Genomic DNA, 16,254 nt, shown 5'->3' with positions numbered 1-16,254 from the left:
CCGGCCGCTGCTTCCCCCATCGCCGTTGCTGAGCGAGGCGGACTTGCCCGAGCTGTCCCTCGCCCCTGCGATCATCGGATTTGCCCTCGCAGGTCGTCATCCTCCTCGCCGGCGCGCGATTGGCACGCCTCGCCGACGTCCTTGCCGACCGCACCGGGCTCGGCGAGGCGGTGGCGGTCCTCCTCGGCGCGACGACGTCGGCGTCGGGGGCGATCAACTCGATCACCGCCGCGGCGACCGGCGACGTCGACCTTGCCTACAGCAACGCGCTCGGCGGGATCGCGGCGCAGACCGCGTTCCTCGCGGTCGCCGATTGCGTCTGGCGCCGCGCCAACCTCGAGCACGCCGCGGCGGAGGCGGCGAACCTCACGCAGGCGACGACGCTGATGGTGCTCCTGACCATCCCCCTTTTGGCCGGCCTCCTGCCCGAGGTGACGGTCATCGGCATCCATCCGGCAAGCCTTGTCCTCGTCCTCGTCTACGTCGCCGGGGTCGCCATGGCGCGCCAAGATCGCAAGCAGCCCATGTGGCTGCCCCGTCGGACCTCGCTCACCCGCGAGGACAAGCCTGAGGCTGAGAGCGAGGCTGCAGGCTCCCTCGTCCGCTTGGCGGCGAGCTTCGGAGCGCTCGTCCTCCTCGTCGGCGTCGCCGGCTATGCCATCGCTGTCACCGGGGCGTCCATCGCTGCCGCCACGGGCCTGTCTTCAACGGTCGTCGGCGCACTTCTGACGGCAACGGCGACCTCGCTGCCGGAGCTTGTCACCACGCTCGCCGCGGTACGCCGCGGAGCGCTGCAGCTCGCCGTGGGCGGCATCATCGGCGGCAACATGTTCGACGTCCTGTTCCTGTCGCTGTCGGACACAGCCTACCGCGACGGCTCGATCTACAACGCGATCGGTCCCGGCTCCCAGTATTGGGCGCTCGTCGGCATCCTGATGACCGGCGTCCTGCTCCTCGGCCTCATCCGCCGTCAACGTACCGGGTTCGCCAACATCGGGCTCGAGAGCGTGCTGCTGCTCGCGCTGTGGATCAGCTCGGGCGTGGTGGCCTTCGTCGCGTTCGGCGCATGACGCGGTTCACACCACCGAGTGCGCAGGACGGATCGCGAGGATCATGTAGTTGACGTCCGTGTCCTGGGAGAGCGCCCACTCGTCGCGCAGCGGGTTGTAGGTGACGCCGACGGGCTGGCGGGACGCGAGGCCGTTGTCGGCGAAGGCGCGCTCCAGCTCGCCCGGCCGCACGAGCTTGCTGTACTCGTGCGTCCCCTTGGGCAGCCAGCGCAGCACGTACTCGGCGCCGACGATGGCGAGCGCGTACGCCTTCAGCGTGCGGTTGATCGTGGCGAACACCGTGAGCCCGCCCGGCCGGACCATGGTGGCGCACGCCGCCACGAACGCCTCCACGTCGGCGACGTGCTCGACGACCTCCATGGCGAGCACCGCGTCGAACGTCTCGCCCTCGCCGGCCAGCGCCTCGGCGGTGGTGGCGCGGTAGTCCACGGCGACGCCGGACTGGGCGGCGTGCAGCCGGGCGACCTCGACGTTGGTCGGCGCGGCGTCCGCCCCCACGACGGCGGCCCCGATCCGCGCCAGGGGCTCGGACAACAGGCCGCCGCCGCAGCCGATGTCGAGCACGCGCAGCCCGGAGAGCGGCGTCTCGGCGCGCGCGTCGCGGTCGAAGTGGCGGCACAGCGTCTGCCGCAGGTAGGCGAGCCGCACGGGGTTGAACTTGTGCAGCGGCTTGAACTTGCCGCGCGGGTTCCACCACTCGGCGGCGAGGCGGTCGAACTTGTCGACCTCGGCGGCGTCGATCGTCGTCGTCATCGGGTGGCCATTGTTGCTCGGCGGATCGCCTGCTAGCTAGCGGCTCCCCACCCGAACGCAACTCCCGCACGGTGGCCGATGGCCCGCATCGTCATGAAGTTCGGCGGCACCTCCGTCGCCGACCTCGACCGCATCCGCAACGTCGCCCGCCACGTCCAGCGCGAGACCGCGGCCGGCAACGAGGTCGCGGTGGTGGTCTCGGCGATGGCGGGGGAGACGAACCGCCTGGTCGCCCTGTGCCGCGAGGCCGCGACCATCCACGACGCGCGCGAGTACGACGCCGTGGTCTCGTCCGGCGAGAACGTCACGTCGGGCCTCCTCGCCATCGTCCTCCAGGCGATGGGCATCGACGCCCGATCGTGGCAGGGCTGGCAGATCCCCATGCGCACCGACGACGCCCACGGCGCGGCGCGGGTCGAGGCCATCGGCACCGATGTCCTGTCGGACCGGCTGTCCCAGGGGCAAGTGGCGGTGATCGCGGGCTTTCAGGGGCTGTCGTCGCTGAACCGGATCACGACCCTCGGCCGGGGCGGGTCGGACACCACGGCCGTGGCGGTCGCTGCGGCGCTGCACGCCGACCGCTGCGACATCTACACCGACGTCGACGGGGTCTACACCACCGACCCGCGGATCGTGCGCACCGCACGACGCCTGCCGCGCGTCTCCCACGAGGAGATGCTGGAGATGGCCTCGCTGGGCGCCAAGGTGCTGCACGTTCGCGCCGTCGAGCTCGCCATGGTGCACGACGTGCCCGTGATGGTGTGCTCCAGCTTCGCCGACCCCGCGAGGCCGCCCGTCGGCACGCTCATCACCGCCGAGATCGACGCCATGGAACAGGAAACCGTCACCTCCATCGCCTACGCACGGGACGAGGCGCAGGTCACCCTGCGCGACGTCCCGGACGCTCCAGGTGTCGCCTACGCCGTGTTCGGCCCCCTCGCCGAGGCGAGCATCGTCGTCGACATGATCGTCCAGAACATCTCCGAGGACGGCTCGGCCACCGACATCACCTTCACCGTCCCACAGTCCGACTTCGAGCGGGCGATGGCGGTGGTGGAGGCCCAGCGCGGAACGCTCGGCTTCGGCAAGCTCCTCGGGGACACCGACGTGGTGAAGGTGTCGGTGATCGGCATCGGCATGCGCTCCCACGCCGGCGTCGCCGCGACGGCGTTCAAGGCGCTGGCCGAGCGGGCGATCAACATCCGCGCCATCACGACGAGCGAGATCAAGATCTCCGTGCTGATCGACGCCGCCTACACCGAGCTCGCGGTGCGCACGCTGCATGCGGTCTACGGCCTCGACAAGACGCCGTGAGCCGGAGGCTTGCCGCGTTCGGGGCCGGTCCGCTGCCGCTACGTCGCAGGGAACGAGAGGGTCGGTGCGGCCAGCGCCCAAGGGTTGTAGACACGCCCATCCCTTCGTAGCATTTGGGAACGGTCTCGTCCGGGACGACGGCGCGGCGGCCGCGGCGTTGCGACCCGACGCCCTGGGGAGGACCGATGCGCGACACGCTCGCCGGCCCGCGTCAGCTCATCAAACACCTCCACGCGGTGATGGCCGCGCCGATGCCGGCGCAGGAACGGCTCGACCGCATCACGCGCATCATCGCCGACAACATGGTCGCCGAGGTCTCCTCGCTTTACGTGCTGCGCGCCGACGGCGTGCTGGAGCTCTACGCCACGCACGGGCTCAACCGGGCGGCGGTGCACCAGGCGGGCCTCAAGATCGGTGAGGGCCTCGTGGGCCGCGTCGCCAAGACCGCGCAGCCGCTCAACATCACCAACCCGCGCGCCCACCCGTCCTTCGCCTACCTCCCGGAGACCGGTGAGGAGGACTACAACACCTTCCTCGGCGTGCCGGTCCTGCGCTCGGGGCGCATGCTCGGCGTCCTCACCGTGCAGAACCGCGCGCCCAAGCGCTACGACAACGAGGAGGTCGAGGCGCTGCAGACCACCGCGATGGTGATCGCCGAGATCGCCGGCACCGGCGACCTCGACACCATCTCCAAGGAGCGCGCTGCCCTCGACATCAAGCGCCAGCTCCACGTCTCCGGCGTGTCCCTGTGCGAGGGTGTCGGACTCGGACGCGCGGTGCTGCACGAGCCGCGCGTCGTCGTCACGCAGCTCCTGACCGAGGACGTGGAGCACGAGCTCAACCGGCTGGAAACCGCCCTCGACAAGATCCGCGGCAACCTCGTCGCCCACCTTGCGCGCGACGATCTGCAGGCCCAGGCCGCGCCCCGCGACGTCCTGGAGGCGTTCCTGATGATCGCCCAGGACCGCGGCTGGTCCCGCAAGATGGCCGACGTGGTCCGCTCCGGCCTGACCGCAGAGGCGGCGGTGGAGCGCGTCCAGTCCGACAACCGCGCTCGACTCCTGCGCTCCACCGACCGCATGGTGCGCGAGCGCCTGCACGACCTCGACGACATCGCGAACCGCCTGCTGCGTGAGCTCATGGGCCGGACGTCCACCTCGCTCGCGCAGGTGACCGGTGATGCGATCATCGTCGCGCGCTCCATGGGGGCGGCCGAGCTCCTCGACTACGAACGCACCAGGATCCGTGGCCTCGTCATGGAGGAGGGCACCCCCGCCTCCCACGTCGTCCTCATGGCGCGGGCGCTCGGCATCCCCGCCATCGGACAGGCGGCCGGCGTCACGTCGATGGTGGAGTCGGGCGAGGCGATCATCGTCGACGCCGACGGCGGCGACGTCCACATCCGCCCGTCGGCGGACGTGGAGAACGTGTTCGCGGAGAAGGTCCGCTTCAGGGCGCGACGGCAGGCGCGGTACCGCAGGCTGCGACACCTTCCGGCGGTGACGCGCGACGGCACCGAGGTGACGCTGTCAATCAACGCCGGGATGCTCGCCGACATGCCGCACCTGTCGGAGGCCGGTGCGGCCGGCGTCGGCCTGTTCCGCACCGAGGTGCTCTTCATGCTGTCGCCGTCGCTGCCGCGCCGACGCGAGCAGGAGGCGCTCTACCGCAAGATCTACGAGGAGGCGCGCGGCCGTCCCGTCACGTTCCGCTCCCTCGACATCGGCGGCGACAAGGTGCTGCCCTACCTGCGCACGGTCGACGAGGAGAACCCCGCCATGGGCTGGCGCGCCGTGCGCCTCGGCCTCGACCGTCCCGGGCTCCTGCGCATGCAGATCCGCGCGCTCCTCGTCGCCGCGGGTGGGCGGGAGCTGAGGCTCATGTTCCCGATGGTGACCACCGTGGCGGAGTACAACGCTGCCCGCGCGTTGGTGGATCGCGAGCGGCGCTTCCTGCACCGCCACGGCCACAGGCTGCCCGACACGCTGAAGCTCGGTGCGATGGTCGAGACCCCCTCGCTGCTGTTCGAGCTCGAGGAGCTGCTCGCCGTGACCGACTTCGTGTCCGTCGGCACCAACGACCTCTACCAATTCGCGATGGCCGCCGACCGCTCCAACGTGCGCGTGGCGGGGCGCTTCGACACGCTCTCCCAGTCGTTCGTGCGGATCCTCAAGCGCATTGCCGACGCCTGCCGCGTGGCGAACGTGCCCGTCACCGTGTGCGGCGACAGCGCGAGCCGGCCGCTGGAGGCGCTGTGCCTCGTCGGGCTCGGCTACACCGAGCTTTCGATGCCCCCGGCCGCCATCGGCCCCGTCAAGGCCGCGATCCGCGCGACCGACCTCGGCCGGCTGCGCGCGCGGCTGTGGCCGAGGCTTGAACCTGGCCGCGGCAACGACGACATCCGTCACATGCTCTCGCGCTTCGCGGACGCGAACGATATCCCGGTTTAGGACCGTCGATGATGCTGCGTCAGCGGCTCGACGAGGTGGTCGACCGCTTCAACATCCTGGAGCAACGCATGGCCGCGGGGCCGGCTGCGGACGAGTACGTCGAGCTCTCGCGCGAGTACGCCGAGCTCGAGCCCCTCGTGCGCTCGGTGGCCGCCCTGCGGGAGGCCGAGCGCGAGCTCGCCGGCGTGGACGAGATGCTCGCGGACGACGACGAGCTCGCCGCCCTTGCCGAGGAGGAGCGGCCTGCCCTCGTCGGCCTCATCGCCAAGCTGTCGGAGGAGGTGCGCGCCGCGCTGCTGCCGAAGGATGCGGCGGACGAGAAGAGCGCCATCCTCGAGGTCCGCGCCGGCACCGGCGGCCAGGAGGCGGCGCTCTTCGCGGGCGACCTCTTCCGCATGTACGAGCGTTTCGCCGCCGCGAACGCATGGCGCGTCGAGGTGATGAGCCTGTCGGAGGGCGACGCCGGCGGCTACAAGGAGGTCGTCGCCGCCGTGCGGGGGCGGGGCGTGTTCGCCAAGCTGAAGTGGGAGTCCGGCGTGCACCGCGTGCAACGCGTGCCGGCGACCGAGGCGAGCGGCCGCATCCACACCTCGGCCGCCACCGTCGCGGTGCTGCCCGAGGCGGAGGAGGTGGACATCGACATCCCCGCGTCCGACATCCGCATCGACACCATGCGGGCGTCCGGGGCCGGGGGGCAGCACGTCAACACCACCGACTCGGCGGTGCGCATCACGCACCTGCCCACCGGCATCGTCGTCACTTCGTCGGAGAAGTCGCAGCACCAGAACCGCGCGCGTGCCATGGAGGTCCTGCGCGCGAGGCTCTACGACCTCACGCGGCAGGCCGCGGACGAGGCGCGCGCGGCGGACCGCAGGACGCAGGTGGGGTCCGGCGACCGTTCCGAGCGCATCAGGACCTACAACTTTCCCCAGGGCCGGGTGACGGACCACAGGATCAACCTGACGCTCTACAAGCTGACCGAGGTGCTCGACGGAACGGCGCTCGACGAAGTGATCGACGCGCTCGCCACCGAGCACCAGGCGCAGCTCTTGGCCGAGGCCGATGGCTGAGCCCGAGCTGCCGATCTTCGCCGGAGAGGCGGACCTTGCCACGCTCTACACGACGCTGAAGCGCACCTTCCGCGAGGCCAAGCTCGCCACGCCCGACCTCGACGCGCGCCTCCTGGTGGTGGAGACGCTGAACGTGACGACGGCGCAGCTCATAGCCAACCCGCGCCTCGCGATACCGGCGGCGCTCGTCGGCGAGCTCGAGGTGCGCGCCCGGGAGCGGCTGGCGGGGCGGTCCATCGGACGCATCCTGGGCCGCCGCGCGTTCTGGTCCCTCGACCTGCGCGTCTCGGATGCAACGCTGGAGCCGCGCCCGGAGACCGAGACCGTGGTCGAGCTTGCGTTGACGGTTCTGCAACCGCCGGATCGCGCCGCGGCGATCGCCGACCTCGGGGTCGGCAGCGGCGCGATCTTGCTTGCCGTCCTGACCGAGCGCCCGGCAGCCTTCGGGGTCGGCGTCGACATCTCGCTCGGTTGCCTGGTGCAGGCGCGGCGCAACGCGGAGCGGCACGGGCTCGCTGCGAGGGCGGCATTCGTGGCTGCAAACTTCGGGGCTGCGCTCGGTGCCAGGTTCGACCTCGTGGTCTCGAACCCGCCCTACGTCTCCACGGGGACGATCGCGACGCTCGACCGGACGGTGCGCGAGTTCGACCCAAGGCTCGCCCTCGACGGTGGCGCCGACGGGCTCGACGCCTATCGCACCGTGTTCGCGCACGCCGAGGCAATCCTCGCACCAGCTGGAACGCTGATAGTGGAGATCGACCCCGCCGCCGCCGACGCGGTGACCGGCGAGGCGGCTCGCCATCGGTTGGAAGTGGTGTCCATGGCGAACGACCTGAACGGCGTGCCGCGGGCGATGTCCCTGCGTCGCGGGGATGGGTGAGGCGCAGGATCGCAACTTCGCACGTCGGACGCGCAATTAAGTCTTGGAAAGACCGAAGCGAGCCGCTAACGTGTCCGTGTCGGCCGATCGGTTCTCGCGCGATGGCGCAGCGGAGCCGTATCGTGTGCCTCCCCGCATCTGGGGTGATGTGATCACTGACGCCACATCGGCGATGGACGCGAACGCTTCGCGAGATGGAGCGTTGCCGTCGCGTGGGGGCGAAAGTGTGGTGCGCTGCGCTTGTGGCGTTCCGAACCGGGCCGGATGGGTCGCGGGTCGCTCCCCTCCAGCGGGATGGGTCGGCCCTTGGTGCAGCATGGGCGATCGTGCGGCCGGCCCTTGGCCGCACGGGCGATCGTGCGGCCGGCCCTTGGTGCTGCACGGGCGATCGTGCGGAAGGCCCCTTCGCGGTGTCGCGTGAACCCGCATTCGAGAGAGCTGATGAGACCAAACAACTCGAGCAAGCGTCTACGTGGCCGCAGCCGGAGCAAGGGTGGCGGGAACCCGTTGTCGCGCTCCTACGAGTCCAACGGTCCGGACGTAAAGATTCGTGGGTCTGCACTGCAGGTCGCCGACAAGTATAGCCAACTCGCCCGGGACGCTCAGTCGTCCGGCGATCGCGTGACGGCCGAAAACTACTTCCAGCACGCCGAGCACTACTACAGGATCGTCGCCGCGGCCTACGAGCAGAACGGGCAGCCGCCGCGCGATCGTCGTGACGACGAACGCCAGCGGTTCGATGAGTACCGCCAGGACTCCGATCGCGGGCGCGGAGAGCAGCCGAGCATCAACGGGTACGACGGGATCGAGGACGAGGAGGAGGAGGGCGTGCGTCACGCCATCCGGGTCAACGGCGCGCACCATCGGGCCAGACAGGAGGAGAACGCCGGCGAGGCCACCCGAGGGGAGGTGGAGCGTCCCGCGGGCGACCCCGAGGCCGCGAGCAGCCGCCATGCGCCCAGCGCCGCAGCCAACGGTCTCCACAAGGAGGACGAGCGCTCGGAGGCTTCGCAGCCTCGGGTTGACGACGCGAGCTCCGACGCGATGGCGACCGACGGCGAGCCGGCGGCGGAGGTCACCGCCGAGGACGGCAAGCCCAAGCCTCGTCGCCGGACTGCCACGCGCACGCGCAGCCGCACCCGGCGCACCGAGCCATCCTCCGAGGCGAGCGGATCGAGCCCCGCGGAGCCGGAACCCACGGAGCCCACGAGCTGACGACCGGCGCGGGACGGGTCGGCACGCGCCGAGGCGCGGACTGGTTCTGCCCTGACTACGCCCTTCAGATGCGGTGGATGCCGCACTGTTGAGCAGGATTGCCTCATCCGCTCCCCGATGCCGGCGGCGGACGCACCATCTGGATGAGGCACGGTGTTCGGGCCCGGTCCCGGCCAGCCGGTCCTGACGTCAGCCCCGTGGCCGCACGCCCTTACTCGACCATCCCAACCCAACGACGGCACTCGGAGCCGCGGAACGGCAATCCCCAGGGGGCCGATGCGGCCGATCCAAAGGCGCGTCGAGGCGAAGATCTTTCGCTGAGTTGCATGCGCCCACGGGCTGGTGACGCGGAGCACGGACAACGTTGTCCTACCAGTCGGCGCACCACGGTCATGGGTGAGGCTCGTCGTCCGCAGCAGAGGTGGTTGATCGGCTAACGGCGTAGCCCACAAGCTGGGGCGCTCGCGCCGTGGTACGCTCATCTCGGCCGGCAGGACGCGCTCCGGATGCAGCCTTCGGTGGTCAACGCTGGGTCGTCCGGTTGAAGCGTTGAGATGGTGAACACATCACGCTCTAGAGGTCGACCTCGCCCCCGGTCGCCGTCGCCACGTAACGCGCGATGGCGTCGATCTCCTCCGCGTCGAGCGCGTCCGCGTAGGCAGGCATGATACCGACGCCTTGTGTGACGGCCGCAGCGACCCGCCGCGCCGACGGCGCCAGCGGGTCGAGCGCGGGGCCGACCTCGCCGGAGGTCCCCGCGTCCTTCAGCGTGTGGCAGATGCCGCAGGCGGGCTCCGCGCCGCCGACGAACAACGCTCGTCCAGCAGCTGTCGCCTCAGCGGCCCGACCCTCGTCCGCGGCCGCCCCGCACGGCACGATCAGAAGGACCGCCACAAGCGCGCCGAGCCTTGCGTCGGCCGAACGCCCGGCGTGCCTCGGACAGTTCACGAAACCGTGAGCTCGACGGCGTGGGCGTCCCAGCCGTTGTGCCCGTAGCCGCGTTCGTTGGGGTCGAAGTCCCGTGGCTGCTCGTCGCCGTCGGCGTTGGTCGCGCGGCTTGCCACCGTGTAGCGTCCGGGTTCGAGGGTGGTCACGAGCGCGAACGGACGCCAGGCGAACCGTCCCATGTCGGGTCCGGTGAGCTCGGCCGCCTGCCAGGTTTCGCCGCCGTCCGTGGACACCTCGACCGACGACAGCGCGGAGGCACCGCCCATGGCGACGCCCTGGATGACCACGGCGCCGGAGCTCGGCTCGTGGAGCGGCGCGGTGATCCACGACTTCACGGTCATCGTCCACATGGACGGCTGGCTCGGGTCTCCTTCGACGCCCACCGGGCGGATCCTGTAGCTGGTGCGCTGGATCTTCGCCTCGCTCTCCGCAGGGGTCAGCGCGATGCGCCGCACGTACTTGACGTTGTTGACCCCGAAGTAGCCCGGAACGACCAGGCGCACGGGGCCACCATGGGCGATGGGGAGCGGCTCGCCGTTCATCTCGTAGGCGAGGAGCGCGTCGTCCAGCGCCTCGATGGGCACGGAGCGCTCGACGAGGATCGTCAGCGGGTCGATGCCGGGCGGCAGATCCTCGCCGCCGGTGCCGGTGAGGAAGCGTGCCTCGGCGGCCGCACCGCCCATCGCCTCGACGACGCGCGCGAGGGGCACGCCGGTCCACACCACGTTGCCCGCCGCCCCCACCGACCACTGGGTTCCGCTCGCCTCGTGGTCGAAGAACGCACGCCCGTTGCCGGAGCACTGGAGGACGGCGGGCGTGCTCGTCACGCCGTACCGCTTCAGCTCGCCGAGCGTCATCGTCGCCGGGCTCGCGACGCCCTCGAAGGCGATTTCCCAAACGTCCGGGTCGTCGGTGGCCGACAGTGGCGGCGTCGGCAGGTTGTTGCGTACGAACAGCTCGCGGGCGGGGGTGATCGGCGGCGCGCCGATGGCCTCGCGCCTGGTCTCGAGCGTGCGGTCGGTGTGGACGATGAGCGCGTCAGGATCCTTCCAGGCCGCGTATTCGGGCAATGCGCCGTCTTGGGCGTGCGCCCCGGTCCCGGCGAGGCCGGTCGCCGCAACGCCGGCTGCGGCGCCCGACGTCGAGATGAGGAAGGTCCGTCGGTTCAGAGAGATGCCGCGTGCCATGGCCGTGTCCTCGTTCCCTGCGTGCGATCTCTACCGTCGCACCGCTCCAGCTTTGCCGTTCGACGCAGCCGAAGGCAACCCGATCCACGACGGGGTCCGGCCGCTCGATCTTTGAGCAGGAAAGCCTACCGAAGACGCGCCCTCGTTCCCATCTCCCCGCACGGCGCCGGCTGCGGCGGCGCCCGCGGTGGCACGTTGCGCCGCGCCATCCACGACGGCCCGCGGGCGACGCCGCCGCCGGCCGGACAGGAGGACACATGGACGTTGAGAAGCTATCCGACCGCGTCCGCGGCTTCATCCAGGCCGCGCAGACGAACGCGATCGGCGCCGGACATCAGCAGTTCACCCCCGAGCACGTGTTGAAGGCGCTGCTCGACGACGAGGAGGGCTTGGCCGCCGGCCTGTTGAGCGCCGCCGGCGCTCGGCCGCGCGATGCGCAGGCGGCGGTGACGCGATCCCTTGCCAAGCTGCCCAAGGTCGAGGGCTCGGGCGCCGGCCAGCTGCACCTCCAGCCCGCCACCGTCAAGGTGCTGACGCAGGCCGAGGCGCTGGCGAAGGCGGCGGGCGACCGGTTCGTCACGGTGGAGCGCCTGCTGCTGGCGCTCGCCTCCGAGCCGTCCACCGAGAGCTTCCGCATCCTGAAGGACGCTGGGCTGACGGCGAAGGCGCTCGAGGGCGCCATCGCGGACCTGCGAAAGGGGCGCACCGCCGACAGCGCCAACGCAGAGGGCGCCTATGACGCCTTGAAGCGGTACACGCAGGATCTCACGGCGAACGCGCGCGAGGGCAAGCTCGACCCGGTCATCGGCCGCGACGAGGAGATCCGCCGCACGATCCAGGTCCTGTCGCGGCGCACCAAGAACAACCCCATCCTCATCGGTGAGCCGGGCGTCGGAAAGACCGCCATCGCCGAGGGCCTGGCGCTCAGGATCGTCAACGGCGACGTGCCGGAGAGCCTGAAGGGCAGGACGCTGCTCTCCCTCGACATGGGCGCCCTCATCGCCGGCGCGAAGTACCGCGGTGAGTTCGAGGAGCGGCTGAAGTCGGTGTTGTCGGAGATCAAGGCGTCCGGCGAGGTCGTGCTGTTCATCGACGAGGTCCACACCCTCGTGGGTGCCGGCAAGACCGACGGCGCGATGGACGCCTCCAACCTGTTGAAGCCCGCCCTCGCGCGCGGCGAGCTGCACTGCGTCGGCGCCACCACGCTCGACGAGTACCGGCGCTACGTGGAGAAGGACGCCGCGCTCGCCCGTCGCTTCCAGCCCGTGTTCGTGGACGAGCCCACCGTCGAGGACACGGTGTCGATCCTGCGCGGCCTCAAAGAGAAGTACGAGCTGCACCACGGCGTGCGCATCTCGGACTCGGCGATCGTGTCGGCGGCGACGTTGTCGAACCGTTACATCGCCGACCGCTTCCTGCCGGACAAGGCCATCGACCTCGTCGACGAGGCGGCCTCGCGGCTCAGGATGCAGGTGGATTCCAAGCCCGAGAAGCTGGACGAGCTCGACCGGCGCATCGTCCAGCTCAAGATCGAGCGCGAGGCCCTACGCAAGGAGGAGGATGCCGCCTCGCGCGACCGCCTCGAGCGGCTGGAGCGCGAGCTCGCCGACCTTGAGGAGCGGTCCGATGCGTTGACGCAGCGGTGGCGCGCGGAGAAGGACAAGCTCGCCGGCGCGCAGGACGTGAAGGCGCAGCTCGACCAGGCGCGTCAGGAGCTCGCGATGGCCCAGCGCAAGGGCGATCTCGCCCGGGCCGGCGAGCTCGCCTACGGCGTAATCCCGGCCCTCGAGCGACGCATCGCCGATGCCGAGGGATCGGAGGGCGCCGGCATGGTCGAGGAGGCGGTGACGACAAGCCACATCGCGCAGGTCGTCTCGCGCTGGACCGGCATCCCCGTCGACAAGATGATGGAGGGCGAGCGCGAGAAGCTGATGCGCATGGAGGAGGCGCTGGAGCGCCGGGTGGTCGGCCAGGCCGAGGCGGTGCACGCGGTGTCGTCCGCCGTGCGGCGCTCGCGCGCCGGGCTGCAGGACCCGAACCGGCCCATCGGCTCGTTCATGTTCCTCGGCCCCACGGGCGTCGGCAAGACCGAGCTCACCAAGGCGCTGGCGGCGTTCCTGTTCGACGACGACACCGCGATGGTGCGCATGGACATGTCCGAGTACATGGAGAAGCATGCGGTCTCCCGGCTCATCGGCGCGCCCCCGGGCTACGTTGGCTACGAGGAGGGCGGCGCGCTGACCGAGGCGGTGCGGCGCCGGCCCTACCAGGTCGTCCTGTTCGACGAGATCGAGAAGGCGCACCCGGACGTGTTCAACGTCATGTTGCAGGTGCTCGACGACGGGCGGCTGACCGATGGTCAGGGACGCACGGTGGACTTCCGCAACACGATCATCGTGATGACCTCCAACGTCGGCGCCGAGTTCCTCGCGTCCCAGGGCGAGGGGGACGACGTTGCGGCGGTGCGCCCGCAGGTGATGGATCTCGTGCGCGCGACCTTCCGGCCGGAGTTCCTCAACCGGCTCGACGAGATCGTGCTGTTCGGCAGGTTGAAGCGTTCGCAGATGACGGCGATCGTCGACATCCAGCTGGCGCGGCTCGACCGCCTGCTCGCGGAGCGCAAGATCGCGCTCGAGCTGCCGACGGCAGCGCGCGAGTGGCTCGCCGAGCGCGGCTACGACCCGGTCTACGGCGCGCGACCGCTGAAGCGCGTGATCCAGAAGGAGGTGCAGGATCCCCTCGCCGAGGCGATCCTGTCGGGGACCGTGGAGGACGGCGACACGGTGGTGGCGACGCCCTCCGCCGAGCGGCTCATCTTCCAGCGCGCCGAGGTCGCAGCCTCGCAGGCCGCCTGACGTAGCCCGGGGCCCGGTGCGGCTCGACCCGCCGCACCGGGCTCCAGCAGGCTGCGGAAGACGTCGGGCCGCCCGTCCAGCCGATCGTGGTTCCCTCGTCCGGGGCGGGTGGGGGTGATTGGCGGTGCGTGGGTCTGAGGAGTGGTCGGAGAAATGGTCTCGTCCGTGCGGCTCCTGGAGCGGGGGCCGCAGGACCACCAGGAGGCGGCGGGCGCAACGCCGAGGCGAACTTCCTTGGCAGGAAGCGCCCCGACGAGGCCCATGCGCCCACCACCGGCCCCGACGCCAGGCTCTATCGCAAAGTCCACGACCGTGAAGGGCCGGCGCCGCCTTCACAATGATGACCGCGGTCGACGGCCGCGAGAGGCCGACGCCCCTTCACGATGATGGCCGCCGCCGACAACCTCGGACGTCTCGCCGGACCGGCGACAACGGCGCCGTGACGGGCTGCGTCCAGTCCCGCGCTGCCCGACGTGACAGCGCCTGTCCCCTTCGGCGCGACCAAAGCACTTCGCCTAAAGACACGCCGCACGGGCGTCCGCTCAAGTTTGTCAGCCCCACGCTAGACGTGCCAGCGTCGGGGCACGGGACGTCGCTGATCCTGCCCGTCGACGCGCCCTGACCAACCGTTAAGGAAGCGTTGATGACGACGTTGCGTCCTACGCGCCGTCGTGGCACCACGTTCGCTGCAACGGAAAGTTGGGCCATGAAGCGAACAGCTGCGCTGATCGGTGTTGCGACTGCCACTGCGGCCGCCCTCTTGGTGTTGTGTTCCGCGCCCTTCGCACGTGCCGGGCTGACCGACGCCGTTGCGCCCGCGACGTCCGTGCTGCCTGCCTGGCTCCCCGTCGCGCTGTGCCTCGCATGTGCTGCGCTCGGCACCGCCTCCGCCGTCCGGCCCGCGCCGCTGCTTGGCTGGCTCGTCTGTGCGAGCGCCTTCGCGACCTCCGCGTTCGCTGGCCCTTTGGTGGCCGTCCTGATGACCGCGAGCGTGCTCTCAGGGCTCATCGTCGCGTTCGACGGTGTCGCCGCGACGCTCGGCACGCTCCAGCGAGGCCTCGCCGAGCCCCACCCGTCGCCCGGACGGCCGCGACGCCTGCTCGGCTGACCGCAGCGACGCGCCGGAGGTCGGTCAGCGCCCGGCCACCTCGATCTTCTGCGCCGCGAGCAAGGCGTCGATGCGATCGCGCTCGGAGCGGAACTCGCTCAGTGCCTCGCCGGACAGCTCCTTCCCCCGTCGCAGCCTGATCTTGAGCGGGTTCACCGGACGGCCGTTGACGTGCACCTCGTAGTGCAGGTGCGGCCCGGTGGAGAAGCCCGTCGAGCCGACGTACCCGATCACCTGCCCCTGCTTGACCTTCGTGCCGGGGGTGATCCCATTGGCGATGCTCGACTGATGCGCGTAGCCCGTCACGTACCCGTTGCGGTGCTTGATGGACACCCAACGCCCGTAACCCGCCTTCCAGCCAGCCTGCTGCACGACACCGTCGCCGGCGGCGTAGATCTTGGTGCCGCGCGGCGCGGCGTAGTCGACGCCCTTGTGCATCCGCTGGCGTCGCAGGATGGGGTGGCGCCGCATGCCGAAGCCGGAGCGGAACACGCCGCGCTCCATGGGCTTGCGCATGAGGAACCTGTCGCCGGTCCGTCCGTCCTCGTCGTAGTAGTGCACTGCGCCGTCGTCGGACTTGAAGCGGTAGAACCTCTTCTCCACGCCGGCCGCGGTGAGTGCCGCGAACAGGACCTCGGCGGGGCCACCATCGTTCTCCACCGAATGCAGCACCGTCAGCGCGTCGCCCGGGCGCACCGGGGCGTTGTAGTCGACCTCGTTGGCAAACGTCGCGACGAGGAGGTCGCGCACGCGGTCCGGCAGATCGTGGTCCACCGTCGTCTGGTGAGAGGCTCTCGTAGATCGCCAGGGGTCCGCTCCTTGGGTGCGACGAGCTGCACGTCGCCCACCTCGGGCGGCGGACCTCCAGGCGCCTCGCCCAGCACGAAGCTCCCGTCGTCGGTCATCGCGACCGTCGCGACGTGGGCGCGCGCGTCGTAGATCGAGAAGCGCGCCGGCCTGCCGCTGGGCGACGTCGCCCTCCTCGTCGAGCTGGAAGGCGATGCTGAGCGTCTGCCCGGGGCGCAGCGTCGCGAGGCCGAGGCGACCCAAGATCGCATCGATGGCGGCGACGTCGTCGGCTGACACTCCGCTGCCCACCAGGATCTTCGACAACGTGTCACCGGGTTGGACGAGCTCGACGAGCTCGCTGTCCGCCTCGAGCCGCTCGTCGCCGTCCGCGGTCTTGATGAGCTCGGACACGTTCTCGGGGATGACGACGACGTTGGGTGCGGTGTCGTGCGAGGGTGCGAGGAACGCGTCGTCCTCGATGGCCTCATCCTCCTCCTCCGTCGCATCGACCTCCGCCCGCAGCTGGCGCTCGACCTCGGTGTCGGGGAGCGTGAGGTCGTCGTCGAAGGTCACGTCGCCGTCGAGGGGAAAGGCGGACACTGAGACCGTGATCTC

12 protein-coding genes (1 of these 12 cut by a window edge) are annotated in these 16,254 nt (G+C 70.6%); 8 read left to right on the top strand and 4 right to left on the bottom strand.

The features are described from left to right. Positions 1-80: 80 nt before the first annotated feature. On the top strand, positions 81-1,070 hold the full coding sequence (locus tag ACOOE8_RS11995) for a sodium:calcium antiporter (protein ID WP_420391690.1): 990 nt from the start codon (positions 81-83) through the stop codon (positions 1,068-1,070). A 6-nt stretch (positions 1,071-1,076) separates the two neighbouring features. On the opposite strand, the gene ubiG is transcribed toward ACOOE8_RS11995, so the two are convergent. Further along, a complete protein-coding gene (gene ubiG / locus ACOOE8_RS11990) occupies positions 1,077-1,823 on the bottom strand; it encodes a bifunctional 2-polyprenyl-6-hydroxyphenol methylase/3-demethylubiquinol 3-O-methyltransferase UbiG (protein ID WP_420391689.1) in 747 nt (248 codons plus the stop codon). A gap of 78 nt (positions 1,824-1,901) precedes the next feature. On the opposite strand from ubiG, the gene ACOOE8_RS11985 reads away from it, so the two are divergent. The 5 genes from ACOOE8_RS11985 (at position 1,902) to ACOOE8_RS11965 (ending at position 8,752) form a co-directional block, all read left to right on the top strand. Beyond that, positions 1,902-3,137: an aspartate kinase gene (locus ACOOE8_RS11985; protein WP_420391688.1), complete on the top strand. Its 1,236-nt coding sequence runs from the start codon at positions 1,902-1,904 to the stop codon at positions 3,135-3,137. 185 nt (positions 3,138-3,322) lie between these two features. Then, positions 3,323-5,587, top strand: coding sequence for a phosphoenolpyruvate--protein phosphotransferase (gene ptsP / locus ACOOE8_RS11980; RefSeq protein ID WP_420391687.1), 2,265 nt, complete (start codon positions 3,323-3,325; stop codon positions 5,585-5,587). A gap of 8 nt (positions 5,588-5,595) precedes the next feature. Then, entirely contained in the window at positions 5,596-6,657 is a 1,062-nt protein-coding gene (prfA, locus tag ACOOE8_RS11975) for a peptide chain release factor 1 (protein WP_420391686.1), read from the top strand. Then, positions 6,650-7,537, top strand: coding sequence for a peptide chain release factor N(5)-glutamine methyltransferase (gene prmC / locus ACOOE8_RS11970; protein ID WP_420391685.1), 888 nt, complete (start codon positions 6,650-6,652; stop codon positions 7,535-7,537). The genes prfA and prmC overlap by 8 nt, the downstream gene beginning before the upstream one ends. 441 nt (positions 7,538-7,978) lie before the next feature. Next, entirely contained in the window at positions 7,979-8,752 is a 774-nt protein-coding gene (locus ACOOE8_RS11965) for a DUF4167 domain-containing protein (RefSeq protein ID WP_420394697.1), read from the top strand. Between the two features lie 573 nt (positions 8,753-9,325). Here the strand turns inward: ACOOE8_RS11965 and ACOOE8_RS11960 are convergent. Further along, entirely contained in the window at positions 9,326-9,565 is a 240-nt protein-coding gene (locus ACOOE8_RS11960) for a c-type cytochrome (protein WP_420391684.1), read from the bottom strand. A gap of 131 nt (positions 9,566-9,696) precedes the next feature. Further along, positions 9,697-10,887: a sulfite oxidase gene (locus tag ACOOE8_RS11955; RefSeq protein ID WP_420391683.1), complete on the bottom strand. Its 1,191-nt coding sequence runs from the start codon at positions 10,885-10,887 to the stop codon at positions 9,697-9,699. A gap of 257 nt (positions 10,888-11,144) precedes the next feature. Here ACOOE8_RS11955 and clpB point away from each other — a divergent pair, with 257 nt between their 5' ends. After that, complete coding sequence (gene clpB, locus ACOOE8_RS11950; protein WP_420391682.1) at positions 11,145-13,742, top strand: ATP-dependent chaperone ClpB; 2,598 nt, start codon at positions 11,145-11,147, stop codon at positions 13,740-13,742. A 706-nt stretch (positions 13,743-14,448) separates the two neighbouring features. Then, complete coding sequence (locus tag ACOOE8_RS11945) at positions 14,449-14,850, top strand: hypothetical protein (RefSeq protein ID WP_420391681.1); 402 nt, start codon at positions 14,449-14,451, stop codon at positions 14,848-14,850. A gap of 24 nt (positions 14,851-14,874) precedes the next feature. On the opposite strand, the gene ACOOE8_RS11940 is transcribed toward ACOOE8_RS11945, so the two are convergent. Beyond that, positions 14,875-16,254 carry the 3' portion of a LysM peptidoglycan-binding domain-containing M23 family metallopeptidase gene (locus ACOOE8_RS11940; protein WP_420391680.1) on the bottom strand. The gene runs 528 nt beyond the window's last position, so only the last 1,380 of its 1,908 coding nucleotides appear in the window; its start codon lies off the right edge, out of view; its stop codon occupies positions 14,875-14,877.

Source organism: Acuticoccus sp., from assembly GCF_965213555.1.
GTDB lineage: Bacteria > Pseudomonadota > Alphaproteobacteria > Rhizobiales > Amorphaceae > Acuticoccus.
Note: the sequence above shows the minus strand (reverse complement) of the source record. Positions and strands in the feature narration are given on the sequence as shown.

Coding starts and splice junctions, on each gene's coding strand:
- ptsP (WP_420391687.1), top strand. CDS start 3,323: ATGCGCGACACGCTCGCCGGCCCGCGTCAGCTCATCAAACACCTCCAC.
- ACOOE8_RS11965 (WP_420394697.1), top strand. CDS start 7,979: ATGAGACCAAACAACTCGAGCAAGCGTCTACGTGGCCGCAGCCGGAGC.
- clpB (WP_420391682.1), top strand. CDS start 11,145: ATGGACGTTGAGAAGCTATCCGACCGCGTCCGCGGCTTCATCCAGGCC.
- prfA (WP_420391686.1), top strand. CDS start 5,596: ATGATGCTGCGTCAGCGGCTCGACGAGGTGGTCGACCGCTTCAACATC.
- prmC (WP_420391685.1), top strand. CDS start 6,650: ATGGCTGAGCCCGAGCTGCCGATCTTCGCCGGAGAGGCGGACCTTGCC.
- ubiG (WP_420391689.1), bottom strand. CDS start 1,823: ATGACGACGACGATCGACGCCGCCGAGGTCGACAAGTTCGACCGCCTC.
- ACOOE8_RS11945 (WP_420391681.1), top strand. CDS start 14,449: ATGAAGCGAACAGCTGCGCTGATCGGTGTTGCGACTGCCACTGCGGCC.
- ACOOE8_RS11955 (WP_420391683.1), bottom strand. CDS start 10,887: ATGGCACGCGGCATCTCTCTGAACCGACGGACCTTCCTCATCTCGACG.
- ACOOE8_RS11985 (WP_420391688.1), top strand. CDS start 1,902: ATGGCCCGCATCGTCATGAAGTTCGGCGGCACCTCCGTCGCCGACCTC.